Source organism: Paenibacillus flagellatus (assembly GCF_003217775.1).
Classification (GTDB): domain Bacteria; phylum Bacillota; class Bacilli; order Paenibacillales; family NBRC-103111; genus Paenibacillus_AB; species Paenibacillus_AB flagellatus.
Window position 1 is genome coordinate 281,868 of record NZ_QJVJ01000004.1, and the last position, 23,040, is coordinate 304,907.

29 protein-coding genes are annotated in these 23,040 nt (G+C 59.6%); 5 read left to right on the forward strand and 24 right to left on the reverse strand.

The features are described from left to right. Positions 1–602: 602 nt before the first annotated feature. From DLM86_RS10940 to DLM86_RS11030, 19 genes are all read right to left on the reverse strand, one after another. Positions 603–1,505, reverse strand: coding sequence for a polyprenyl synthetase family protein (locus tag DLM86_RS10940; RefSeq protein WP_110840041.1), 903 nt, complete (start codon positions 1,503–1,505; stop codon positions 603–605). Positions 1,506–1,510: 5 nt separating this feature from the next. After that, the gene (xseB, locus tag DLM86_RS10945) at positions 1,511–1,768 is read right to left on the reverse strand and encodes an exodeoxyribonuclease VII small subunit (protein WP_110840042.1); all 258 of its coding nucleotides are present in this window, start codon (positions 1,766–1,768) and stop codon (positions 1,511–1,513) included. Beyond that, positions 1,749–3,119, reverse strand: coding sequence for an exodeoxyribonuclease VII large subunit (gene xseA / locus DLM86_RS10950; protein ID WP_110840043.1), 1,371 nt, complete (start codon positions 3,117–3,119; stop codon positions 1,749–1,751). Before xseA ends, xseB begins: the two co-directional genes overlap by 20 nt. Before the next feature lie 26 nt (positions 3,120–3,145). Beyond that, complete coding sequence (folD, locus tag DLM86_RS10955) at positions 3,146–3,997, reverse strand: bifunctional methylenetetrahydrofolate dehydrogenase/methenyltetrahydrofolate cyclohydrolase FolD (RefSeq protein ID WP_110840044.1); 852 nt, start codon at positions 3,995–3,997, stop codon at positions 3,146–3,148. A 52-nt stretch (positions 3,998–4,049) separates the two neighbouring features. Continuing rightward, the gene (gene nusB, locus DLM86_RS10960) at positions 4,050–4,523 is read right to left on the reverse strand and encodes a transcription antitermination factor NusB (protein ID WP_110840045.1); all 474 of its coding nucleotides are present in this window, start codon (positions 4,521–4,523) and stop codon (positions 4,050–4,052) included. Between the two features lie 113 nt (positions 4,524–4,636). Then, positions 4,637–4,873, reverse strand: coding sequence for a DUF2273 domain-containing protein (locus DLM86_RS10965; protein ID WP_110840046.1), 237 nt, complete (start codon positions 4,871–4,873; stop codon positions 4,637–4,639). Between the two features lie 15 nt (positions 4,874–4,888). Further along, the gene (amaP, locus tag DLM86_RS10970; RefSeq protein WP_110840047.1) at positions 4,889–5,449 is read right to left on the reverse strand and encodes an alkaline shock response membrane anchor protein AmaP; all 561 of its coding nucleotides are present in this window, start codon (positions 5,447–5,449) and stop codon (positions 4,889–4,891) included. An 83-nt stretch (positions 5,450–5,532) separates the two neighbouring features. Then, positions 5,533–5,949: an Asp23/Gls24 family envelope stress response protein gene (locus DLM86_RS10975; RefSeq protein WP_110840048.1), complete on the reverse strand. Its 417-nt coding sequence runs from the start codon at positions 5,947–5,949 to the stop codon at positions 5,533–5,535. Between the two features lie 91 nt (positions 5,950–6,040). Further along, positions 6,041–7,399 (reverse strand): acetyl-CoA carboxylase biotin carboxylase subunit, encoded by a 1,359-nt coding sequence (gene accC / locus DLM86_RS10980; protein ID WP_110840049.1) that lies wholly within the window; start codon positions 7,397–7,399, stop codon positions 6,041–6,043. 17 nt (positions 7,400–7,416) lie between these two features. After that, on the reverse strand, positions 7,417–7,923 hold the full coding sequence (gene accB / locus DLM86_RS10985; RefSeq protein ID WP_110840050.1) for an acetyl-CoA carboxylase biotin carboxyl carrier protein: 507 nt from the start codon (positions 7,921–7,923) through the stop codon (positions 7,417–7,419). Positions 7,924–8,117: 194 nt separating this feature from the next. Continuing rightward, positions 8,118–8,831: a SpoIIIAH-like family protein gene (locus DLM86_RS10990; protein ID WP_110840051.1), complete on the reverse strand. Its 714-nt coding sequence runs from the start codon at positions 8,829–8,831 to the stop codon at positions 8,118–8,120. Positions 8,832–8,885: 54 nt separating this feature from the next. After that, positions 8,886–9,518 (reverse strand): stage III sporulation protein AG, encoded by a 633-nt coding sequence (spoIIIAG, locus tag DLM86_RS10995; RefSeq protein WP_110840052.1) that lies wholly within the window; start codon positions 9,516–9,518, stop codon positions 8,886–8,888. 4 nt (positions 9,519–9,522) lie between these two features. Beyond that, complete coding sequence (gene spoIIIAF, locus DLM86_RS11000) at positions 9,523–10,236, reverse strand: stage III sporulation protein AF (protein ID WP_110840053.1); 714 nt, start codon at positions 10,234–10,236, stop codon at positions 9,523–9,525. A 26-nt stretch (positions 10,237–10,262) separates the two neighbouring features. Then, positions 10,263–11,453 (reverse strand): stage III sporulation protein AE, encoded by a 1,191-nt coding sequence (gene spoIIIAE, locus DLM86_RS11005; protein WP_110840054.1) that lies wholly within the window; start codon positions 11,451–11,453, stop codon positions 10,263–10,265. A gap of 27 nt (positions 11,454–11,480) precedes the next feature. Next, on the reverse strand, positions 11,481–11,870 hold the full coding sequence (gene spoIIIAD, locus DLM86_RS11010; protein ID WP_110840055.1) for a stage III sporulation protein AD: 390 nt from the start codon (positions 11,868–11,870) through the stop codon (positions 11,481–11,483). A gap of 9 nt (positions 11,871–11,879) precedes the next feature. Beyond that, positions 11,880–12,083: a stage III sporulation protein AC gene (spoIIIAC, locus tag DLM86_RS11015; RefSeq protein ID WP_110840056.1), complete on the reverse strand. Its 204-nt coding sequence runs from the start codon at positions 12,081–12,083 to the stop codon at positions 11,880–11,882. Between the two features lie 13 nt (positions 12,084–12,096). Then, positions 12,097–12,615: a stage III sporulation protein SpoIIIAB gene (spoIIIAB, locus tag DLM86_RS11020; RefSeq protein WP_110840057.1), complete on the reverse strand. Its 519-nt coding sequence runs from the start codon at positions 12,613–12,615 to the stop codon at positions 12,097–12,099. Beyond that, positions 12,609–13,634: a stage III sporulation protein AA gene (gene spoIIIAA, locus DLM86_RS11025; RefSeq protein WP_110840058.1), complete on the reverse strand. Its 1,026-nt coding sequence runs from the start codon at positions 13,632–13,634 to the stop codon at positions 12,609–12,611. The genes spoIIIAB and spoIIIAA overlap by 7 nt, the downstream gene beginning before the upstream one ends. Before the next feature lie 73 nt (positions 13,635–13,707). Beyond that, entirely contained in the window at positions 13,708–13,974 is a 267-nt protein-coding gene (locus tag DLM86_RS11030; protein WP_110840059.1) for a YqhV family protein, read from the reverse strand. 235 nt (positions 13,975–14,209) lie between these two features. Here DLM86_RS11030 and comA point away from each other — a divergent pair, with 235 nt between their 5' ends. The 4 genes from comA to DLM86_RS11055 all read left to right on the forward strand — a co-directional run bounded on the left by comA (position 14,210) and on the right by DLM86_RS11055 (position 17,874). Beyond that, a complete protein-coding gene (gene comA, locus DLM86_RS11040) occupies positions 14,210–15,013 on the forward strand; it encodes a phosphosulfolactate synthase (RefSeq protein WP_110840061.1) in 804 nt (267 codons plus the stop codon). 115 nt (positions 15,014–15,128) lie between these two features. After that, positions 15,129–15,839: a 2-phosphosulfolactate phosphatase gene (locus DLM86_RS11045; RefSeq protein ID WP_110840062.1), complete on the forward strand. Its 711-nt coding sequence runs from the start codon at positions 15,129–15,131 to the stop codon at positions 15,837–15,839. A 133-nt stretch (positions 15,840–15,972) separates the two neighbouring features. Next, entirely contained in the window at positions 15,973–16,437 is a 465-nt protein-coding gene (locus DLM86_RS11050) for a DUF441 domain-containing protein (protein WP_110840063.1), read from the forward strand. Between the two features lie 84 nt (positions 16,438–16,521). Next, positions 16,522–17,874: an aspartate kinase gene (locus DLM86_RS11055; RefSeq protein WP_110840251.1), complete on the forward strand. Its 1,353-nt coding sequence runs from the start codon at positions 16,522–16,524 to the stop codon at positions 17,872–17,874. A gap of 527 nt (positions 17,875–18,401) precedes the next feature. On the opposite strand, the gene DLM86_RS33085 is transcribed toward DLM86_RS11055, so the two are convergent. From DLM86_RS33085 to DLM86_RS11080, 5 genes are all read right to left on the reverse strand, one after another. Further along, positions 18,402–18,809, reverse strand: coding sequence for a DUF559 domain-containing protein (locus tag DLM86_RS33085; protein ID WP_342773073.1), 408 nt, complete (start codon positions 18,807–18,809; stop codon positions 18,402–18,404). Between the two features lie 328 nt (positions 18,810–19,137). Next, the gene (gene efp, locus DLM86_RS11065; RefSeq protein ID WP_110840064.1) at positions 19,138–19,695 is read right to left on the reverse strand and encodes an elongation factor P; all 558 of its coding nucleotides are present in this window, start codon (positions 19,693–19,695) and stop codon (positions 19,138–19,140) included. A gap of 52 nt (positions 19,696–19,747) precedes the next feature. Next, on the reverse strand, positions 19,748–20,821 hold the full coding sequence (locus tag DLM86_RS11070; protein WP_110840065.1) for a M24 family metallopeptidase: 1,074 nt from the start codon (positions 20,819–20,821) through the stop codon (positions 19,748–19,750). Next, positions 20,821–21,270, reverse strand: coding sequence for a type II 3-dehydroquinate dehydratase (gene aroQ, locus DLM86_RS11075; RefSeq protein WP_110840066.1), 450 nt, complete (start codon positions 21,268–21,270; stop codon positions 20,821–20,823). The genes DLM86_RS11070 and aroQ overlap by 1 nt, the downstream gene beginning before the upstream one ends. A 116-nt stretch (positions 21,271–21,386) precedes the next feature. Then, positions 21,387–21,932 carry a YqhR family membrane protein gene (locus tag DLM86_RS11080; protein WP_245954502.1) on the reverse strand — a complete coding sequence of 182 codons (546 nt, stop codon included), beginning with the start codon at positions 21,930–21,932 and terminating at the stop codon, positions 21,387–21,389. A 130-nt stretch (positions 21,933–22,062) separates the two neighbouring features. Here DLM86_RS11080 and DLM86_RS11085 point away from each other — a divergent pair, with 130 nt between their 5' ends. After that, entirely contained in the window at positions 22,063–23,034 is a 972-nt protein-coding gene (locus tag DLM86_RS11085) for a DUF1385 domain-containing protein (protein WP_211326507.1), read from the forward strand. The last annotated feature ends 6 nt before the right edge of the window (positions 23,035–23,040 follow it).

Sequence of the window (23,040 nt, forward strand, 5' to 3'; positions counted from 1 at the left end):
CAGGACGGGTTTCGCACGGCATTGGGCTCCTGTTTTTTTGGCCTGAAAAACAAAAGCCTACTGTAGTTCTTGCCCGTCGGGGCAAAACCCTCTCCGCACTCCCCCCCGGCCCCACTCAAGGCAGGCTACGCTGCACACAAGTCGTTTTAGACGAATAACGGAATAACGATTCCATGTTAAAAAGTCAGGTGAGACTCGCCGTTGCAGGTTCATACCCCAAGCCGTGCCCCGGCGCACGGTGACGCATCCGGACACGAACTTGGGCCTCCGCGGAAGCAGGGTCAACGCCCACATGCCATTGTGGATCGCCCTACGACCTTAACTCCCAGCATCAGCCCCCGACTGGGCGTCGAAAGCCAACACCAGGAACTTCATCGATGTGCCCTTTGGCGAATTTTTAGGCCCGCCCTCGGAAATGGTAGACCGACTAGAATACTGCGCCACTCGCGTCTAGCCCTCATTATAGCATATACGCGATTCGCCCCTCAATGGAACCGTGCGCCTCGAATGGAAGAGCGCGGCGGGACGGGCGGATCGTCCGCCGCAGGTAAAGGAAGCCCAAAAAGACGGTACGCCATGCGTCCGCCTTCGTGCGCTTTCCGTTAATGGTCCCGCCGCATCAAAAAATCCGCCAGCTCGAGCAGCCGATCCGGCCGCGGGAAAGCCGCCCGCTCGATCGCTTCCTTGCCGATCGCCGTCAGCTCCTCCACCTTGCGGCGGGAAGCGTCGATGCCGAGGAAGTACGGGTACGTCACCTTCTGCATTTTCTCGTCGCTTCGGACCGCCTTGCCGAGCTTCGTCTCGTCTCCGACGACGTCGAGAATGTCGTCCTGAATTTGGAACGCGAGGCCGATATTCGTGCCGAACGTTTCCAGCGCCCGAAGCTGCGGCTCCGACGCGCCGCCGATTCGTCCGCCGGCCTTCAGGGCGAAGACGATCAGGTCGCTCGTCTTGTGCAGATGGATATAATCGAGCTCCTCGAGCTTCGTGATCCCCTGCTCGCCCTGCATGTCGGCGACTTGGCCGCCGACCATGCCGCGGGGACCGGCGAGGACGGACATCTCCTCGATGACGTCGAGCACCCGCTCCGCCGGTACGCCGTGCAGCCGGGCCGCCCGTACCGCCGCGTAAAACGCATGCGTCAGCAGCGCGTCGCCGGCCAGAATCGCCATCGCTTCGCCGTACACCTTATGGTTCGTCAGCCGTCCGCGGCGGTAATCGTCGTTGTCGAGCGCGGGCAAATCGTCGTGAATGAGCGAATACGTATGAATCATTTCGACCGCGCAGGCGACGGGCAGCGCCGCCTCGACCGACCCCTCGCACGCTTCGGCCGCGGCGAGAAGCAGAATCGGCCGCATCCGCTTGCCGCCGGCCATGAGCGAATAGCCCATCGCGTCGCGGAGCGCCTGCGGCACGTTCCATTCGCCGGGAAGGGAGCGCGCCAGCTCCTCCTCGACCCGCGCCGCCCGGCTCTTGATGTAGTCCGTTATGGACGGATAAGACATGAAGATCAGTTCTCCCTTTCGTCGGAGGCCGGCTGGAACGGCTTTTTCACGAAGGTACCGTTTTCCTCCAGCAGCGTTTCGATTTTGCGCTCCACCTGCTCGAGCTTTTGCCCGCACAAATGCGACAGCGCCATTCCTTCCTGGAACAGCTCGATCGCCTTCTCCAGCGGCACGTCCCCGCTTTCGAGCTTGGCGACGATTTGCTCCAGCTTGTCCATCGCTTCTTCGAAGCTGACCGCGTTGTCATCCTTTCCGCTGTTCATCCCCGTTCTCCTCCATTCCCCATACGTGACAGTCGAGCTTCCCGTCGGTCAGCCGGATGCGGACCAAGTCCCCCGGCTGCACTTGCTCGATCGACTTGATGATCCGCTTCTCCTTCTCGTCGTAGACGAGACTGTATCCGCGCTGCATCACCTTGAGCGGGCTGAGCGCGTCCAGCTGGCGAAGCTGCGCCGTCCACCGGTGGCGCGTCTCCTTGAAGATCCCCTGCATCGACTGCACCAGCTGATGGCGCGATACGTCGACGCGTTTCTTCGCGAAATCGAGCTGCTGCTTCGGATTGTGCGCCGCCAGCTTCCGCTCCAGCCTCATGGCGGATTCCCGGGAAGCGGACAGCCGCTGTCGCAGCCGGTATTCGAGCCGCTCGCGCAGCCGGTCGAGCCGCTGCGCGGGCTCGAGCAGCTGCCGGCGAGGCTGCGTCAGCGTCGGCGAGCGGCGAAGCCGGTTCAGCCGCTCCCGCTTCACCGTCAGCTGCGCGGACAAGCCTTTGACGAGCCGCTGCGACAAGTGCGCGATATGCTGCCTCAGCTCCAAATGGTGCGGCACGGCCAGCTCCGCGGCGGCCGTAGGCGTGGCCGCGCGCAAATCGGCGACGAAATCGGCGATCGTAAAGTCGGTTTCGTGGCCGACGGCGGAAATGACCGGAATCGTCGACGCATAAATGCTGCGGGCGACGATCTCCTCGTTGAACGCCCACAGCTCCTCGAGCGAGCCGCCGCCGCGGCCGACGATCAGTACGTCGACCTCGCCGTGGCGGTTCATCGCTTCGATGGCGCGGGCGATCGAAGCGGCCGCCTGCGCCCCCTGCACGAGTACGGGATAGAGCAGCACCGGCACGGAAGGGTGCCGGCGCCGGAGCGTCGTCAGCACGTCGCGGACGGCCGCTCCGGTCGGGGACGTAATGACGCCGACGGCGCGCGGAAACTTCGGAATCGGCCGCTTGCGCTCGGCCGCGAACAGCCCCTCGTCCCCCAGCTTCTTCTTCAACTGCTCGAACGCGAGGAACAGGTTGCCGATGCCGTCCGGCTGCATATGCGTCACATACATCTGATACTGCCCGTCCCGCTCGAACACGGATATGTTCCCTCTCGCGATCACCTTCGTCCCGTCTCGCGGGATAAAGGCGAGCCGTTGGTTGTTGGAGGCGAACATGATGCTCTTGATTCGGCTGTCCGCATCCTTCAGCGTGAAATACATATGACCGCTCGAATGATGCGTGAAGTTCGATATTTCGCCGCGCACCCAGACGTCCTGCAGCACCGAGTCGCCCTCGAGCTTCATCTTGATGTAGCGCGTCAAATCTTTGACGGACATCACTTTCTCTTGATTGCGCATCGAACCGCTTCTCCCCGTCCCGCCGCTTACTTCCGCAGCGCCTTCGCCGCCTGCACCGTATTCGCGAGCAGCATCGTAATCGTCATCGGCCCGACGACCCCCGGAACCGGCGTAATCGGCCCGGCCGTATCGACGACGTCGTCGAAATCGACGTCGCCGGCGAGCGAACCGTCCTCGAGCCGGTTGATGCCGACGTCGATGACGACCGCTCCCGGCTTCACGAACTCCTTCGTCACGAACTTCGGCTTGCCGATCGCGACGACGAGGATGTCCGCCTCGCGGCACAGCTCCTTCATGTTCGCGGTGCGGGAGTGACATATCGTGACCGTCGCATGCTCGCGGAGCAGCAGCATCGAGACCGGCTTGCCGACGATGTTGCTGCGCCCGATGACGACGGCCCGTTTGCCGGCGATCGTCACGCCCGTCCGCTTGATGATCTCGATGATGCCCGCCGGCGTGCACGGCAGCAGGCTCGGCTTGCCGATCGACAAATTGCCGACGTTGATCGGATGGAAGCCGTCCACGTCTTTCTCGACCGCGATCGCGTCGATGACCGCATCCTCCGAAATATGCTTCGGCAGCGGCAGCTGAACCAAAATACCGTGGATGTTCGCGTCGCGATTCAGCTTGTCCACCAGCTCGAGCAGCTCGGCCTGGCTCGTCTCCGCGGGCAGCCGGTGCACCTCGGAATAAATGCCGACCTGCTCGCACGCCTTCGCCTTGTTGCGGACGTAGACGGCCGACGCCGGATCCTCGCCCACGAGCACGACCGCGAGGCCCGGACGGAATCCTTCCGCCGCCAGCGCGTCGATCTCTTCCTTCAATTGCCCCCGTATATCGCTTACGATTTGTTTGCCGTTAATGACTTGATTCGCCACCGCTCGTTCCTCCCCATGCAAAATATACCGCTACAGGCGGCTACGTCGGCCGTTACCGGTTTTCGCCGGCCGTCTCGTATTCGCTCTTGATCGCGTCCAGCTCCTTGATCATTTTGCCCAGCACGCCGTTGACGAACTTGCCGGACTCGTCCGAGCCGAACCGCTTCGCCAGCTCGATCGCCTCGTTGACGACGACCTTCGGCGGCACTTCGGTGCCGAACAGCATCTCGTAGGCGGCCAAACGCAAAATTTGCCGGTCCACCTTCGACAGCCGATCCACCTTCCATCCGGTCAAGTAGACGCTGAGCGTCTTGTCGATTTGTTCGCGCCGGGCGTACGTCCCCTCCACCAAGTCCGTCAAATACGGCGTACTCGCCACGCCCCCGTCGCCGACGGCCAGCTCGGCTTCGTTGTCGGTTCTGGCCTCGTGCAGCACGGTTTCGATCGCCACCTGCGGAGGCACCTCGTTCATATCGATCGTATACAAGCTTTGCAACGCGATTTCCCTGGCCAATCTTCGCTTCATCGCGGGGATCATCCTCCTGACTTATGTCCGAACGTCTATGCGTACAATATTACCATAAAAGGGTGCAAACAAAACAGAAGAAGGCCGTTTCCGAAGGGAACCGCCTTCCGCCGTTACCGAAACCATTTCCAACGATCCGCCAGCCTGCTTATTTTGCCGAGCCACTCGTCCGCGTTCAGCCGGAAACGGCCCGCGTCGAACTTGCCGCCCGCGTAGAAGCATACCGCCACGATGAATGCGAAGATCAACATGTCCCAAAACCCGCTGATCAAATAAATGATGCCGAGCAACAACCCCGAGGCGACGCCGATCAGGCGGCCCTTATGCCGTTCCCACAGCTCGTTCCACATTGGCGCAAGCCACCTCTATTCGACTCTGCTTTTAAACGTGTGGGAGGACTGCATGACGTTGGCGATGAAGACGGACACGTTCGCGACGGGAATGCCGGTAATGTCCTCGATGTGGCTCTTGACCGAACGCTGCATCTCCTCCGACAGCTCCGGAATCGAGCTCTCCCCGTCCACGACGGCCCGCAGCACGATGTCGAGCCCCGCGTCGTTCACCGACACCCGCGCCTTCAAATCCTTGACGCCGCGCACGCGCCCGGCCGCCTTCAGCGACAAATTTTCGACCGTTTCGAGCGAGATGCGGATGTCGCCCACGTCGGTCCGCTGATCGATCGAAGGAACTTGACCGCGCCCGCGGCGCACCGAGACGTAGAAAAACCGGCACGTCGCCAGAAGCACGAACAGTCCGATCGCGATAGCCGGATAAGCGGTAGAGCCTTCGTAATACAAATTGCTCACGAAGTTTTCGGCCGATTCGATCGGCAGCCAGCCGAACGAGGCGACCAAAAAAAAGACGACGCCGATTCCGATAATCAGCGTATACAAAAAGAGCAGCAACCGGTCCAATACTTTGATCACGCTGGTCCGTCCCCTTCCGCGATTAACAGGAAAACGGGGTTGTCCGACGCCGGACAACCCTCTTCCCCGGTACGAGCGAGCCGTTACTTCACGCGCTGTACCGCCGTATCTTCTTCTTCTGGCAATTGTTTATCCGGCGCCTTGAACTGGACGTCGTGAATATGTACGTTCACTTCGACGACCGACAGCCCGGTCATCGATTCGATCGCTTGCTTCACATTGCGTTGGATGGCGCTAGCGACTTCGGGAATGCGATGGCCGAATTCCACGACGATCGATACGTCGACGGCCGCTTCGCGCTGACCGACTTCGACTTTCACGCCTTTGGACAAATTTTTGCGGCCGAGCAATTCGGCGATGCCGCCGGCGAATCCGCCGCTCATGCCCGCCACCCCTTGCACTTCGACGGTCGCGAGGCCGGCGATGACCTCGATCACTTCGGGAGCGATCTGGATCGTACCGATGTCCGTTTTCTCGTAATCCGTAGCCAACGTGCTCATGCGTGCTACACCTCCTAGACGTCTCGTCTATACTATTACTATACCATTTTGCCATTTTTATGACAAACGATACGGGACGCCGCAAAGGCCGTCACGAGGTCGGATCGTTCACGTCGTGCTCTTCCAAAAACTTGATGTCGAACGTACCGGCTTGAAACTTTTTATGTTCCAATAGTTTCAGATGAAAGCCGATCGTCGTATGAATGCCCTCGACGGCAAATTCGGACAGCGCCCGGCGCATGCGCGCGATCGCCTCGTCGCGGGTCGGCGCCCAGACGATCAGCTTCGCGATCATCGAGTCGTAGTGCGGCGATATCGTATAGCCCGGATAGGCGCCGCTGTCGACCCGCACGCCCGGACCGCCCGGCGGCAAATAAAACTGAATTTGTCCCGCCGACGGCATGAAGTTGCGCTCCGGGTCTTCCGCGTTGATCCGGCATTCGATCGACCAGCCGTCGAACTGGATGTCCTCCTGCTTGAACGGGAGCGGCTCGCCCTCGGCGACGCGGATCATCTCTTTAATAATATCGATGCTCGTAATCATTTCGGTAACCGGGTGTTCGACCTGGATGCGCGTGTTCATCTCCATGAAATAGAAGCTGCCGTCGGGACCGAGCAAAAATTCGAGCGTGCCGGCGCCGGAATAGTTGACCGCTTGCGCCGCCCGTACCGCCGCCTGGCCCATCGCCTCGCGCGTCTCCGGCGTCAGCACCGGGCAAGGCGCCTCCTCGATCAGCTTCTGTCTGCGCCGCTGCACGGAGCAGTCGCGCTCGCCCAAATGGACGACGTTGCCGTGCTTGTCGGCCAATATTTGAATTTCGACGTGCTTCATGCCCGTCAAATATTTTTCCAAGTAAACGCCCGCGTTGCCGAACGCCTTTTGCGCTTCCTGCTGCGCGGTCGAGATTTGCTGGATCAGCGATTCCTCGTCCTCGGCGATGCGGATTCCTTTCCCGCCGCCGCCGGCCGTCGCCTTGATGATGACCGGATACCCGATCTCCCGGGCGACGCGGACCGCTTCCTCCATATCCTCGATCAGACCGTCCGATCCGGGGATGACCGGCACGTTCGCGTCTTTCATCGTCTGCTTCGCCACGGCTTTGTCGCCCATCTTGCTGATCGCTTCCGGGGACGGTCCGATGAACGTAATGTTGCATTGCTCGCAAATTTCCGCGAAATCGGCGTTTTCGGCCAGAAAACCGTAACCCGGATGAATCGCGTCCGAGTCGGTCAGCGTCGCCACGCTGAGCAAATTCGTAAAGTTCAAGTAGCTGTCCTTCGACAAGGTCGGGCCGATGCAGTACGCTTCGTCGGCCAGCCGGACGTGCAGCGAGTCGCGATCGGCCTCCGAATAGACGGCCACCGTGTAAATGCCCAGCTCCCGGCAGGCGCGGATGATGCGCACGGCGATTTCGCCGCGGTTGGCCACCAAAATTTTATGAAACTTCATGTCGTTCGTTCCTCCAGTTATTCCGGCTTCACCAGGAACAAGGTTTGTCCGTATTCGACCAGCTGGCCGTTCTCGGCCAATATTTCCACGATTTCGCCCTTCACTTCGGCTTCGATCGGATTCATCAGCTTCATCGCTTCGAGAATGCAGACGGTCGTCTTCTCGTTCACGCGGTCGCCCACGTTGACGAACGGGGCGGCTCCCGGCGCGGAAGCGCGGTAGAACGTGCCGACCATCGGCGACGTAATTTTGTGGTAGCCGGCATCGGCTTCCGCTTTCGCGGCAGGGGCGGGCGCTGCGGCCGCTTCGGTAGGAGCGGCGGCCGTCTGGACGGGCGCGGACACCGGATGCGAAGCGACGGGTATGTACGATTGCGGAGCCGGTGCATGCGCGACGACGACGGATTCGGTTTTATTCGGTTTACGGATCAAAAGGCGCGAGCCTTCGTTTTCGATTTCGAGCTCTTGTACGGTGGTCGAATCGACCAGCTTGATCAATTCCTTGATTTCGCTTAATTTGAACATCGATTTCACTCCTTCGACGATTGTGAAGCGCTTGCCTGGACGAGCAACGTTAGTATTATATCACAACCGCCATTCGCACAAAACAAGTTTATCCGTCCGGCCCCGCCGGCGAATAAGCGACGAGGACCTCCGGATGGGCGGGGTCCTCGTCGTTTCCGGCTTGCGTCGGGCGCCGAACGCGAATGCGGGTCGGCTTATTGCACGTATTGCACGGTCACCTTGTCCGGCGTCACGTTCAGCTCTTTCATGACGAGGTCGACGATGCTGACCCCTTCGCTCTTCTCCAGCTTGGCCGCTTGGACGACCACCTTCCATTTGCCGCCTTCCTGCAGGACGATCGCGTTTTTGTAGCTTTGGGCGAGCTGGTCTTCGAGGCCGGTCACCTTCTCGTCCGTATCCTGCAGCTTGTTCAGCTCGTTCATCGCCTGCGTCACTTCTTCGGTCGACTTTTTCGAATCGAGGGAAATCGTCATCCACTTCTCCGTCTGCTTCGCCAGCTCTTCGCTGCGCTTCATTTGCAAGGAAGCGAAATAGTCGCTGCCGGTCGTCTCTTTCGCCGTAACCTGCTTCAGCACTTCTTCGTCCGTTTTCTTCGATGTCGCATCCGTTCCGCCGGACGTCTTGCCGGATGCGGCTTTGTCGGTCGATGCGCCTTGGTTCGCCGCCGCTTGATCGGCGCCCGCTTTGTCGGCAGCCGCTTTGTCCGCTGCGGCTTTGTCGCCGGCAGCCGCGTCCGTTTTCGCCCCGCCGCCCGTCGAAACCGCGTCGACCTTGATTTCGCTGCCGGACAGCTGCTGGGCCGTCAGGTCGAGCTCGTTGACGTCCTCGGTGAACAGGTAATAGGCGGAGAGCACCACCATCAAGCTGAGCATCGATACGAGCCATACCGTTTGTCTTTTCGTATTCATCGTTCGTTTCCTCCTCTTATTCCACTCGTAATGGTTGTTCGCTGCCCGTCGCGGTCATTGCTTCCGGGGCAACACGGAGATGCGATGCGCCGGGACGTCCAGTCCCCGTCCGACCGCCTCCGCGATCATTTGCTTCACCGTCAAGTTTTCGGCGCCTTTTGCGACAACGACGACCCCCCTTATGCGCGGCTTTATTTTTTTCAACACGATCGGAGATTGGCCGCCGGACGCTTCGTACAGGACGACTTCTCCGCTTCGCGTAATTTCCGTAATGTGTCGCGTCGATCCGTTCTGGTCTTTCTCGGTCGTCACCTGCTGCGACTCGTTCTGGTTCGAGTGGACGATCGTCTCCTCCGTCGAATCGATCGTCACGAGCACCTCCACGTCGCCGATGCCGACGACTTTCTGCAGAATGTCCCTGACGGCGCTTTCGTAAGCGTCCTCGTAGTCCCGGAAGCCGGACTTGTCGCCCGCCTCCTTGCCCAGAAACGTTTGCTGGGCCGGCTGGGGGGATGCCCCGGGATCATCGGGCGGTCCTATCGTCTTGACGTTCAGGAACGAGTTGAGAATCATGAAGGCGACGCCGAGCAAGCCGAGCAGTATGATCCAGCGGAACGCGCCGACCCGCTTCGGGCCTCCCGGCCCCCCTCCCACCCGCTGCTCCAGCCATTGCAGCCATTTGGCCATGAACTCACCTCTCTTTCCGCAGCTCCGTCTCGTACAGCAGCGTCACTTGATCCCGGCTCAACTGCCATTGCCGGTTCAGCGCGTCGTACAGCTTTTGCTTCGTCTGCTGGCGCTCCGGCGATATGGCGCCGGCTTCCGGCTTCGTCTCGGGCGTTCCGACCCGGATATCGATATGCACCGGCTCGACGGCCCCGATCGGCTTGCGTGCCGGCGGATCTTTGCCGGTGCCGGATCCCGGCGGGGACCCATCTATATCATCAAGGACCACCTGCATATGTTCGATGCTCGGCGTTCCGTTATTGTCGTATTTCATTTGAAGCTTCACTTGCTTGATCGCGACGTTCGCTTCGCTGCCGGCGGTGCGCTGCAATTCCGCGGCCAGCTCCCTCTCCATGATGCGCTGCGCCTCGTTGCGGTCGTCCTGCCGCCATCGCTCCGCGTTCCGCAATATCGCCTGCAGCGATTGGACCGAATTCGACGGCCCGCCCGCCTGCGGCTGCGATCCGAGCCGCTCGACCGAGGCCACGAGCTTCTCCGGGTCCCATTTCTCCTGGAACAGCGAGAGCAGCGGGGACAGGAGCGTCAGCAGGATGAACAGGCCGAGCACCGTTTTTACGTACCGCTGCAAGGCGTTGTTCGGCAGCAGCAAATCGACGAAGGCGGCCAACAGGACGACGAGGATGACGTCTTTCAGCCAGCCGCTGAGCCATGCGATCATGGGGAGCCTCCTTGCTTCAAGGTCGGTCAGCGCATCATGACCGAAACGTTGCCGGCCGTAATGATTACCGTGATGGCCAGAAAAAACATGAGACTGACGGCGGCCAACGCGGCGAACACGTAGATCAAACTTTTGCCGATCGTCTGCAGGCAGCCGATGATCGGATTCGTGCCGAGCGGCTGCATGACGGCGGCGGATACGTTGTAGATGAGCGCGAGCGCCAATATTTTCACGGCCGGGAACGCGCACAGGAACACGAGAATGACGACGCCGGCGATGCCGACCGCGTTTTTGACGAGCAGCGACGCGCCGATGACCGTATCCGAGGCGTCCGAGAACAGCCGTCCGACGACCGGCACGAAGTTGCCGGTAATGTATTTGGCCGTCCGGATCGTCACCCCGTCCGCCACCGCCCCCGTCCCGCCCTGCACCGAGATGACGCCGAGGAAGACGGTCACCATGATGCCGAGCGAGGCGACGCTGATCGTGCGGAGCATGTTGGCGAGCTGCGTCACCTTGTACTTGTCGCTGATCGAGCTGACGATGTGCAGAACGGCCGAGAAGAACAGGAGCGGGAAAACGACCGCGTATATCAGCGTGCCGACGGCATGGATCATGAAGACGATTAGCGGATGCAGCACCGTGACCGAAGCGACGTTGCCCATCGAGCCGAGCATCGTCAGCAAAAGCGGAATCATCGCGATCATGAACTGGATCATGCTCGTGATCGCCGACTTCGCGTAGCCGATCGCCACGCTGAAGCTGTTGACCGCGATGAGAAGCAGCACCATGTACGAGATCGCATAGGCGATCTTGCTGACGTTGTTTCGCTCGAACGCGCTTTGGAGCGACTCCAATATCATGCTGAAGACGGTCAGGACGACGATCGAGGCGAGCAGCTTGCCGTTGACCAGCACCTCGTGCAGCAAATATTTGCCGACGGCGGAGCCGATCCGCTTCAGACTGAGCCCTTCTCCGCCCGGCACGACCATTTCCATGAAGCTGGGCGGCTTGCTGTCGGGGAAATACCCCCCGTATTCGTTCATCAGCCGGTTCCAGTAGCCCTCGACCTGTTCCGTCGGCAGCCGCTCCGCCTGTTCCCGGATAATCGTCTCGGCCGGTGTCGCCGCCTGGGCGGTTCCTCCGGCGAGCGCGATCGCGAGCAGGATCAGCGCGGCGATCGCATGGCGCATACGTTGCTGGATCAAAGGTTTCATCTCCCGTCTCTGGCGCGGATCGTCCGTTCAAGCGGGCAGCAGCTTGACCACCGTTTCGATGATGACGCTGATGATCGGAATCGCCATGACCATGATCAGCACTTTGCCGGCCAGCTCGATCTTCGAGGCGACCGACTCGAGCCCCGAATCGCGCACGATTTGCGCGCCGAACTCGGCGATATAGGCGATGCCGATAATTTTCAGAATCGTCTTCAAAAACATCAGGTCGATGTTCGTTTGCCCGGCCAGCTGCTCCAGCACGCGAATGATGGCCGATATTTTGCCGAGCAGGAACAGAAAGATGTAGATTCCCGTAATGGCGGCGAGCAAAAAGGCGAACAGCGGCTTCTGTTCCTTCAGGACGAGCGTCAAAATCGCTACGACGAATCCGAGGCCGACGATTTGGATGATTTCCATCGCGCCCACCTACTGGAACAAAAAAATCGTTTTGATTTCTTTGAACAAATCGTCAAGCAGGCTCACCACCATAAACAGGACGACGACGAATCCGATGACCGTCACCCAATGCGCCATATCTTCCTTGCCCATCTGCTTCAGGACGGTATGGATCATCGCGATGATGATGCCGATGCCGGCAATTTGAAAGATCGCGTTCACATCCACGTTCATGTCAGGCACCCCTTCAGTACATCAAAATGACGACGAATGCTCCGGCCAGCACCCCCAGGCTTCTCCACATTTTCTCGTAGCGACGCTGCTCGTCCCAGGCGATTTGCTCTTCGGCCTGCAGCATGTGGACGGCCAGCTTCAAATGCTTCGCTTGATCGTCGCGGTCGCTAATGCCGAGCGTAAAGCCCAGCTGGCTCCAGATTTCCCGTTCATTCGATTGAAGGGCGGTATGTTTCCAGCATGCGTCGATCGCCTCCCGCCAGCTTTCGGCGACGGTAGCGCCCGCCGACGTCCGGAGCGGCTCGGCGGCCGTGCGCAGCAGGACGGCGAGCGGCGGCTCGAGCCGTTCGGCGATGCGCAGCAGCGCTTCCGGCAGCGGGGTGAAGCCGTACGTCATCTCGGTTTCGAGCCGCTGCAGCGCATGGACGAGCTGGCGAATCTGCCTCGGCCTGCGGGCGAACGCCGCCGCCTTGGAGAAGCCGATCAGCGTGCCCGCCGTCAAGATCAGCACCGCGCCGATCAGCTTCAGCATGGCGTACCTCCGGCTTCCCGCAGCCGTTCGGCTGCAGGCTCGGCCACTTTGTTGCCGTTCGCGTCCCATACCGTGAACCGCGCGCCCGCTTGCCGGTTTCGCGAAAGCTCGACGAGCCGGGCGAACATGCGCTCCTCCAGCAGACGTCTCATGACCGGCCGGTCCCGGACGTCCGCGACGCTTCGTCCGTGCGCGGTGGCGATGACGCGCACGCCGGCGTGCAGCGCTTCCTGGAGGGCGGCCGCGTCTTCCGGGCGGCCGATTTCGTCGACGACGAGCACGTCGGGCGACATCGAGCGGATCATCATCATCATTCCTTCCGCTTTCGGACATCCGTCGAGAACGTCCGTACGGGGACCGACGTCGAACGTAGGCACCCCCCGATAGCAGGCGGCGATTTCCGACCGTTCGTCGACGATGCCGACGCGCAGCCCCGATCGCGCAAGCTGCGATCTTCGCGCGTCGCGGCCGGAGACCGACTGCGAGCCGGCGCTGATCATTCGCGCCAAATCGCGCACGAGCGTCGTCTTGCCCTGCCTCGGCGGCGAGATGACGAGCGTCTGGTGGACGCTGCCGGCCGACTCGTCCCATATCGCGGGCAGCAGCGCCGCACCGACGCCGCGCACGGCTCTCGCGATGCGGATGTTGAAGCCGGCCACGTCGCGGATATGCTTCACTTCGCCGCGCTCCAGCACCGTTTTGCCGGCCAGGCCGACGCGGTGTCCGCCGGCGATCGTGATGTAGCCGCGCCGCAGCTCTTCCTCGAACGTGTAGAGCGAATGATTCGTCAGCAGATCGAGCAGCTTCGCGCAATCTTCCTTGGCGGGCTTGTAGCCCGCTTCCGGATCGACCGTCAGCGCCCCTCCCTCGGTCACGAACCGGGACTCCCCGTCGTGCACGATTTCGAGCGATCTCGCTTCCCGGATGCGGATTTCTTCCAGCGCGTCGAGCGCCGTCTTCGGCAGCTTCTCTATCATTTCGCGAATCCGAGCGGGCAAGAAAGGTAGAATCGGTTGCATCGCGGCACCTCCCCGGGTCGGGTTGTCCGGTCGTTTACTCCCATCTATATGCCCGGACAAGACGTTTATTCCTCTATTTTTTCAAAATGCCTATGAAAATGAAGGCGACGCCGATGCCAACCCACAGCATCTTCGTAAACGATAGCTTTTCCGCCAAACCTACCAATCCGATCGTCGTCGTCGTTAGAAGAATCAAAGGGCCGACGACCGCAAGCCCGGAATTGACGAGCAGCGCCTTGTCCACCTGATTCAGCCTCAGCATGACGAGCGCCGCGATAATTTCGAGACTCCCCGACATCAGCCGGAGGCTGGCCATGCTCATGACGATTTTGTTGATCATATCCGCCTCTTCCCTCCTTTCGCGTCCCGAATGCGGGTTTCGAAGGCGTTCGCGCGGCATGCCGCCGCTCCCGCTTCTTTGTCGCTCCCGATCTTGTCAGCCTCGTCCGAAACGCCTGCTTCCCATCTTATGCGGGCACGTCCCATTTTAGGCATGGCGGCACCAGCCCTCGGGCGAATGCATATATTGCTTCCAGACATCATACAAATCCTTTAACAGCGAGGAGACTTGTTTTATGGACGTAACTTCACAGCTGGAGTGGCACCCGCTGCTGCGGGATCCGACCGGACGGCGCACCGTCAAGCCGCGCACCCGCGGGCAGACGATGGTGATCGATAAAGGACTCGGGCTCCACGCTTTCGAAGACTTGCTGCAAACATCGGCGCCCTATATCGATTTGCTAAAAATCGGGTTCGGCACGACGCCGCTGTATCCGACCGGTCTTCTGAAACGAAAAATCGAGCTGGCCCGCCAGCATCAAATCGCGATTATGCCCGGAGGCACGTTTTTGGAGGTGGCCGTCTCCCGGCACACCGTTCCCGAATATTTCGACATGATCGGCTTGCTTGGATTTACGGCGATCGAGGTGTCGGACGGCACGATCGAGATGGAGCGCACCGTTCGCAACGAGCTAATCCGTCTCAGCCGCGAAGCGGGGCTGACGGTTTATACGGAATACGGCAAGAAGCTGTGGGGATCGACGATCGACGCGGAGGAATTGGTGGAGACGGTGCTGCTGGACGTCCAGCACGGCGCCGCCCTAGTCACGATCGAGGCGCGGGAATCCGGAGCCGGCGTCGGCATATTCGACGCCAATGGGGAATGCCGCGACGAGGAGCTGCTCGATATCGTCGGCAAGCTGCCCGAGCCGGATCTTCTCCTGTGGGAGGCTCCGCAAAAGCAGCAGCAGGTGCATTTGCTGAAAACGCTCGGATCGGGCGTCAATTTGGGCAACATTTCGCCGAACGACATTTTTTCGTTGGAATCGCTGCGCAGAGGGCTTCGATCGGATACGTTCGGATTGGAGCTGTCGCCGTAAGCCCGATTGCCGCCGCATCGGACGATCGGTTGAGACTGGACGCGTGAACGCCGGATCGGGGGCCCCTCCTAGGAGCCCCCGAACCCATTATTTCTATCGAAGCGAGGGATCGGACATGCAAGTGGACGTCATCTCGAGTGTCATCGAGGTCAGATCGGACGATTTCGTTCAGAAAACCGTCATCGCCATCGACGTGCTTCGCGCCACGAGCACGATCGTCACGGCGCTTGCGCACGGCTGCTCGTCGGTCGTGCCCGTCGAGACGGTCAATCAGGCGAAGCAGCTCCAGCTGCCGGAAGACTTGCTGGGGGGCGAACGGTTTTGCAAAAAAATCGCCGGCTTCCATTTCGGAAACTCGCCCTTCGAATATATGACCCCCGATATTGCCGGCAAACGGATCGTCCTGACGACGACGAACGGAACGAGAGCGATCCAAAAGGCGCAGCGCGCAAGCCACGTGCTGGCCGGCTCCCTGCTGAACGCTTCGGCTTGCGCAAGAGCGGCCGTCGCCTTGAAGCGGGACGTCGTCATTCTTTGCGCGGGAACGCAGGACGAATTTTCGCTCGAGGACGGCTTATGCGCGGGGCTGCTCATCCGCAAGCTGGAGGACGTGTCGAACGAATGTCCGGAGACGAACGATTTCGGCGCCGCCATGCGGCTCGCCTACGATTCGGCGAGCGACCGGCTGGAGGAGACGCTGCTGCAAGGCTCGAACGGCAAACGGCTGAGCAAGATCGGCTACCGCGAAGACGTCTCGTTCTGCTCGCAGATCGACCGGTTCGACCTCGTGCCGATTTTGCGGGATCAGGCGATGATCCGGTTCTAATCCGGTCGGGTGGGCTCATAGACTAAGGACGAAAAGAAAGGCGGACAGCCTTCGCTTGAAGGCCGGACACCGGATCGCATCGAAACCGACGTCGTCCGTCTTTCGCCATCCTGTAGGACAAGGGGCAATCGGAATGAACGGCGAACTGCTGCTCTTGTTGTTGATCATCATCGGCATGATCGGTCGATCGCCGATCATTACGACCGCGGCTTGCGTCCTGCTCGTCGTCAAGCTGATTCATTTGGAGCGGTATTTGCCGACTATCGAACGAAGAGGCCTCGAATTGGGCCTCTTGTTTTTGACGATGGGGGTGCTCGTTCCTTTTGCGAGCGAGCGTATATCGACGAAGGACATTATCGCCGTTTTCACCTCGTGGCCCGGTATCATCGCCCTGGTCGGGGGCGCCATCGCCACGTACATGAACGGCAAAGGGCTCGATTTGCTGAAAGTCGACCCGCAGCTGATCGTCGGTCTCGTCATCGGCTCGATATTCGGCATCGTCTTTCTGCGAGGCATCCCGGTCGGTCCGCTCATGGCGGCCGGCATCACCGCCCTGCTGCTCAAAATCGCCACGTTTTTGTTCGGGAAAATTCATTAGCCGAATGTCGAATTCTCGTTGAATCCGCCCCCCTCTTGTGGTAGTGTATCAAAAGAGACTGCCTTAGGAGGAAACGTCATGGGTTTGAAAGTATGCAAGTTCGGCGGCACCTCGCTCGCATCCGCCGAGCAGTTCCGCAAAGTTGCCAATATCGTGCTTGCCGACGATGAACGGAAAATCGTCGTCGTCTCGGCTCCCGGAAAACGGAACAAGCCGGACACGAAAGTGACCGATTTGCTTATCGCTTACGCCGATGCGACGCTGGGCGGAGCCGACGGCGAAGACGTGCGGCAGTCGATTTTGAGCCGGTTTGCCGAAATCGTGGACGACCTGGGGCTGCCGAGAGAAGAGCTCGACACGATCGCTTCGATCTTGACCGCCCGCAGCGCGGGAGACCGCAGCCATCGCGAACGGTATACCGATTCGATCAAAGCTTTGGGCGAAGAATTCAGCGCGCGCTTGCTTGCGGCTTACATGCGCAAGGAAGGCCACGATTTCATATATGTCGATCCGAAGGACGCGGGCCTCGTGCTGAGCGACGAGCCGGGCAACGCGCAGGTGCTGCCGGAATCGTACGAGCGGCTTCGTCCGCTCCGGGACAGCGCGTCGCGCATCATTTTCCCCGGCTTTTACGGGTACGCGAAGAACGGCAACCTCGTCGCGTTTCCGCGCGGCGGGTCGGACATTACCGGCGCCATCTTGGCGGCGGCCGTCCAAGCCGACGTGTACGAGAACTTCACCGACGTCGACAACGTATTCGCGGCCGACCCGCGCGTCGTCGAGCGCCCGGCGGCGATTCACGAGATGACGTACGCGGAGATGCGCGAGCTGTCGTACGCCGGCTTCTCCGTCCTGCACGACGAGGCGCTGCAGCCCGCGTTCAACGCCAAAATCCCGGTCCACATCCGCAATACGAACAACCCCGAATCGCGCGGGACGCTCATCTCGCTCGAGCGGCACAATCAAGAGCTGCCGGTCGTCGGTGTCGCCGGTTCGACGGACTTTTGCGCCATTTTCCTTAGTAAATATTTGATGAACCGGGAGAAAGGGTTCGGGCGCCGGCTGCTGCAAATTATCGAGGACGCCGGCTTGTCTTACGAGCATATGCCGTCGGGGATCGACCACGTCTCGGTTATTTTGAAAGAATCGACGTTCACGCCGGACGTGGAGGAGCGCGTGCTGAACCGCATCCGCGAGGAGCTCCAGCCGGATAAGCTGCTCGTCCGGCGCGGCATCGCGCTCATCATGATCGTCGGCGACGGCATGACGCAGCAGATCGGCATCGCCAAACGGGCGACGGGCGCGCTCGCCGACAGCAGCGTCAACCTGGAGATGATCAACCAGGGCGCCTCCGAGAACAGCATCATGTTCGGCATCCGCAAGGACGACTTGAACAAAGCGATCGTCGCCCTGCATAACGTCTTTTTCCATGAGTGATCCGAATCCGTCGGGGGGCGTCCCGGCGGATTTTTTATTTCCGCTGAGTGTTACTGCTTCGTGCGGACGTATCGAAAAACCCTCTCTTTTAGTTGCGAGGCGGCAATGGTTACATCCGTTGCCGTTGTATTCGGGGTCAAACTTTCAAAATCGGGAAATCTTTGGCGCAGTTCTTAAAGGCGCCCTTTACGATAAATAAGGAAGCTTGCTCTTTCCATTGGTCGCAACCTCCCCCTCTTCTTTTTACATGTATGAATCTCTCAAACGATATAAAGCTTCCTCAACTCCTCTTCTCCCCGCTTAACCGGTACGTCCGTATCCGAATCGTACCGGAAGAAGGAACGAGCCACTTTTTGTCCACCAAATCTCTCAAGAGCGCTTCCACTCTTCTGCGACCCAGTCCGAGAAATTGCGCCAGTCGCCCGGAGCGATACCTTCCTTCCGCAATGAAGCTAGGCGGAGCGTCTCCTTTTCCATAAAGGACAACCCGTCCGTCGTGTTTCGAAAGTCCGTGAACAGTTTCCCCATCAACTGCTGCAGCGTTTGTTGACAGTATCTCGGCGCTTTCGGACGTCGTCGTACGAGAAGCGGATCACTTTCCAACCGTCGATGACCAGATGATTTTGGCGCGTTCGCTCATCCGAAAATTTCCTTCGGTCGATATCCCGCTGGTGGGAACCGTATCCGTCGATTTCCACGCAAATGCGCACCGTCCCTCTCAAATAAGCGAAGTCCAGAAACCTCGTGCCGTCTTTGAAGTCGGATATCTCGTATTTCGGATGGAAATGATCGAACGTTTCGAACGCCGGCCACCATACCGTTTCCGCGAATCGTTTCTCGGCATGACCGTGTCCCTCGTCCAATCGTCGCTTTCGTTCCCCGCTTCTCACCTTGCGGTGCATAAGGAGCCACTGTTGGTATGCTTGCTCGAACATATCCCGCCTTTCCATCAGATTTAATGAAAACAACAAAAAGCATCCTTTCTCATGAAAGGATGCTTTCCTTATCTCGTAGTTGATTTCCGCTCGAACCTACATGAATAGCGTACAAACGTACACTATTTCCGCTTCGCACAGCCCAAAAGAGCGAAATAAGGTACAAATGCACCTTACTTCGCGGCTCCATCGGCTTAACCGGCCCTTTTCCCACGAAATAGCGTACAAACGTACGCTATTGTGGTCAAACGCGCGCCGCGAGTGCGAAATAAGGTGTAAACGTACCTTATTTCGCTCCTCCACCGGCTACGCGGCCCCACACAACGGATTATGCGCGGGAAATGTATTTGCCGTCGCTCGTGCTGATGAGCAGCACGTCGTTTTCGTTGATGAACAGCGGCACTTGCACGTTCAGGCCGGTTTCGAGCTTCGCGTTTTTGGACGCGCCGGTCGCCGTGTTGCCCTTGATGCCCGGCTCCGTCTCGACGACTTTCAGCTCGACGCTGTTCGGCAGGTTGATGCCGAGAATTTCGCCCTGGTAGCTGACGATATTGATCGTCATATTTTCTTTCAGGAAGTTGAGCTCCCATTCGAGCTGGGACGACGGCAGCGTAATTTGGTCGTACGTCTCGTTGTCCATGAACGTGTGCTCCTGGCCGCTCGCGTACAAATATTGCATCGCGCGGTTTTCCACGTGAGCGCGGCCGACGTCCTCGCCGGCGCGGAACGTCCGCTCCACCGTGTTGCCGTTGCGCAGGTTTTTCAATTTCGAACGGACGAAGGCGGCGCCTTTGCCCGGTTTTACGTGTTGAAAATCGAGAACGGTGAAGATGTCGCCGTCCACTTCAATCGTAAGGCCTGTACGGAAATCGTTGACAGAAATCACAATCGGTTCCTCCTAAACGGTTCGTTGTCGGTTATGTTCGACAAAAGTTTCACTAATCGAGTATGATAAAGTCTTTTGTCGATTGTGTCAATCTTTGGACGCCCGATTCGGTGACGACGACGTCGTCCTCGATCCGTACGCCGCCGAAGCCGGGCAAGTAAATGCCGGGCTCCACCGTCACGGTCATCCCCGGCTTGAGCACCGTATCGGCTTGCGTCGACAGCCGCGGCGCCTCGTGCACTTCCATGCCGAGCCCGTGGCCGGTGCCATGGCCGAAATGGTCCCCGTAGCCGTGCCGTTTAATAACGTCCCTCGCGAGCGCGTCCGCCTCCTTGCCGGTCATCCCCGGGCGGATGCCGTCCAGCGTATGCAGCTGCGCCTCCAGGACGATCTGGTAAATGTCGCGGTGCCGGTCCGTCGGACGGCCCAGCATGACGGTCCGCGTAATGTCCGAGCAATATCCTTTATAATACGCGCCGAAATCGAGCTTGACGAATTCGCCCGACCGCAGCACCCGGTCGCTCGCCCGACCGTGCGGCAAAGCCGACCGTTCCCCCGAGGCGACGATCGTATCGAACGATACCGATGTCGCCCCGTGCTGGCGCATGAAAAACTCGATCGTCAGTGCGACGTCGTTCTCCGTTATGCCGGGCTTGAGCGTCGTCAGCACATGGGCGAACGTCTTGTCCGCCAGCTCCGCCGCCTCGCGCATGATCGCGAGCTCCGTCTCGTCCTTCACCATGCGCAGCAGCTCGACGAGCGGCTCCGCCGGCACGAGGGCGATATCGCCCAAATCGGCCGCGTACGAAGCGTAGGAAGCGTACGTGACGTGCTGCTGCTCGAAGCCGAGCTTGCCGATGCCGAGCCCTTTCAGCAGCTCCTTGACCGTCTCCATCACCTTCGGCTTATGCTCGACGATTTCGAAGGCGGGCGCCTGCTCGGCCGCCTGGGTCACGTAACGGAAGTCCGCCAGCAAATAAGCCTTGTCCTGCGTAATGAGCAAATACCCCGCGGAGCCTACGAATCCCGACATATAAGCGCGGTTGTGCGAGCCCGTAACGAACAACGCCTCCAAACCGCGCTCCCGCATCAGATCGCGCAAACGGGCCAAACGAGTTTGATGCATCAAGCTTCGCCCCTCTCCTGCAAATGTCGATGCAAAGCGATAAGCCCCAGCTCGTAGCTGTGGGCGCCGAATCCGGCGATTTGCCCGACCGCCGTCGGCGCGATGACCGATACGTGACGGAACGGCTCCCGTTTATGAATGTTGGACAAGTGCACCTCGACGACCGGCAGCTGCACCGACGAAATCGCGTCGCGAATCGCATAGCTGTAATGGGTGAACGCCCCCGGATTGATCAAGATGCCGTCTTTCGTCCCGAACGCCTCGTGAATGCGGTCGATCAGGACGCCTTCGTGGTTGGACTGCAAACATTCGAGCCGGACGCCCAAGCTTGCGGCCGTCTCCGTCAGCCTCTCCTCGATCGCCGCCAGCGTAACCGTGCCGTAAACGCCGGGCTCGCGAACGCCCAGCATGTTCAAATTCGGGCCGTGCAATACCAAAATTTCGTACACTCTGCTTCACCACCCGAATCGGAAGAGTCGAACCGAAGCCATTTTACCATAAGTTTCCCCGCTTTGAGAAACTTTTTTTTGGCTCCGGGCGCCGTATCCGGCGGCATTTTCGACCGTCAAGAAATCGGCGAGGAAGGCTCCCGCTCGCGCTCGTCCGTAAACTCGAACGAAATCGAATACCCGATAAACAACCCCCATACGAGAAAGAAACAGAAGTCCGTCACGATCGTGTTCCAATCCAGCCGGTCGATCCGCCTCATCATCCCCATCACCGGTCCGAACAGCAAGTAAAGCAACGCCCACCAGGACGCCCCGTAGACGAGCCCCATCCACGGTCCTCTAATTTTGCGGAACAGCCCGGCGTACAGAAGCGCCGCCACGAGAGAGAACGCGATGAACGCGAGCCATCCCGTCCAAAAGCCGGCCGTCGAATTCATATAGGCTTGCGTAAAAAACGGTTTGGCGACGAAGCCCGAATTGATTCTTGTAAATTTGAAGTAGGACGCCCCGATCTTGACCGCCCCCCAGATCAATCCGGCGAACAAGCCGATTTGCAGCGAGAACGCCCATACGTTCGTCCGGGGGGCGGGACGTTCCCGTTCCCGATCGCGTTCCTGTTCCCGATGTCGATCCCAATCGCCCATGACGCTCGTCCTTTCCATGCCAAAGTTAGCCTTAGTATGCGCAAGTTGGCTCAAAGTAAACGAGTGGCGTTCGGCGCCGGAATTCGTTACAATAAGAGGTAGAAACGCAATTTTCCGTTGCTAGTCCAGTAGAAGGAGGGCGGCCTCATTGTCGCAAAACCAACAAGCCGTATACGGCGGCCAGGCGGTTATGGAAGGCGTCATGTTCGCCGGCAAAACCGTCAACGTTACCGCCGTCCGGCGCAAAAACGATCAAATCGATTTTTACGAGGTGCCCCGCAAAGAGATCGGCTGGGTCAACAAGCTCAAAAAAATACCGCTGCTGCGCGGCATCGTCGCCATACTCGAATCGAGCGCCAAAGGAGCGCAGCATCTCAATTTCTCCGCCGAGAAATATGCCGAGGACGAAGGCGGAGAGGAAGCCCAAGCGGACAAGAAACCCGGTCCGGTCGCCAATTTGTCGCTCATACTCGGCGTAGCCGTCGTAGGAGTGCTGTCGTTCGTATTCGGCAAATTCGTGTTCACGCTCGTTCCGGCCATAATCGAGCAGCTGCTGTTCCAAAACTTGTTCGACAATAAAATCGGCCACAACCTGCTCGAAGGTGTCATCAAAATCGTTCTGCTGCTCGGCTACATTTACGTCATCTCGCTTACTCCGCTCATCAAGCGGCTGTTCCAATACCACGGGGCGGAGCACAAAGTGATCAGCGCGTACGAGGCGGGCAAAGAGCTGACCGTCGCCAACGTGCAAAAGTTCAATACGCTGCATTACCGGTGCGGAAGCAGCTTCATCGTCTTCACCGTCATCGTCGGCGTGATCGTCTATTCGTTCTTCGAATACGATACGTTATGGGAGCGTCTCGTGCTGCGGATCGCGCTTCTGCCTCTCGTCATCGGCTTGTCGTACGAGGTGCTGCGCGTGACGAACTCGATGCGCGACATTCCGGTGCTCCGCTTCTTGGGCTACCCCGGCCTGTGGCTGCAAAAGCTGACGACGAAGGAGCCGGACGATTCGCAGGTCGAAGTGTCCATCGCTTCGTTCAACCGGATGCTCGAGCTCGAACGCGATTTGCTGGGCCAGCGCGGCGCCCGCGAGTCGGATCGGGCGGTTTCCTACTAAGGAGTT